The organism is Bradyrhizobium sp. STM 3809 (assembly GCF_000239795.1).
Classification (GTDB): domain Bacteria; phylum Pseudomonadota; class Alphaproteobacteria; order Rhizobiales; family Xanthobacteraceae; genus Bradyrhizobium.
This window is the reverse complement of sequence record NZ_CAFJ01000532.1, coordinates 1-679: the sequence shown is the minus strand read 5'-3', so window position 1 is coordinate 679 and position 679 is coordinate 1. Positions and strand designations below refer to the sequence as shown.

At 55.2% G+C, this 679-nt stretch carries 1 protein-coding gene; it reads left to right on the top strand.

Features of this window, described 5'->3' with window-relative positions; translation table 11 throughout:
• Nucleotides 1-215 (top strand): transposase (locus BRAS3809_RS24615; protein WP_170323325.1); only part of this gene is annotated, 215 nt, incomplete at its 5' end.
• Nucleotides 216-679: the final 464 nt, after the last annotated feature.

Below are 679 nucleotides of genomic sequence, written 5' to 3'. Positions count from 1 at the left end.
CTAATCCAATTGAGCGGGTCAATGGTGAGATCAAGCGCCGCACCGAAGTCGTCGGCATCTTTCCAAACGAGGAAGCAATCGTCCGTCTTGTCGGTGCGATCCTGCTCGAACAGAACGATGAGTGGGCCGTCCAGCGCGCCCGCTACATGACGCTGGAAACCATCGCGCCTTTGAGCGATGATCCGATTGCTGGCCTGCCAGCTGTGGCAGGCTGACCGGCTCGGCCCGCACCGGAATTGCCCGGTGACCCACCATGCCAGCTACACCACTCCGTGGGACACGATCCCCCTCCATCAGAGTTTATTGAACTACTTAGTATCGAATTAACACCTGAGGTTGCTCAACCAAAATGGTAAACGCGGGGTAAAACGTGACCCCAAATACACGATTCTCAATTTAAGATAATCATTAATCACAATCGGCTATTCTTGCCGGATGCGGGAGGATTCACGGGGGGCAATCGTGGATATTGTACTGTACGGGATGCTCGGACTGCTAGTTCTCTCGTTCTTCTTTGCGTGGTCGTGCGGCCGTTCATATTTCCGGAGAGGACGCAACAAGGGCATTGAGGACGCTGTGCGCGAACTCCTAGTGGGCATGGCGTCCCATCTTGCCAAGAACCCTGGCCCCGAAGTTAGGGGCGCCCTGCAGAACCTAAGCAGCAGTCTGGCGAGTATTT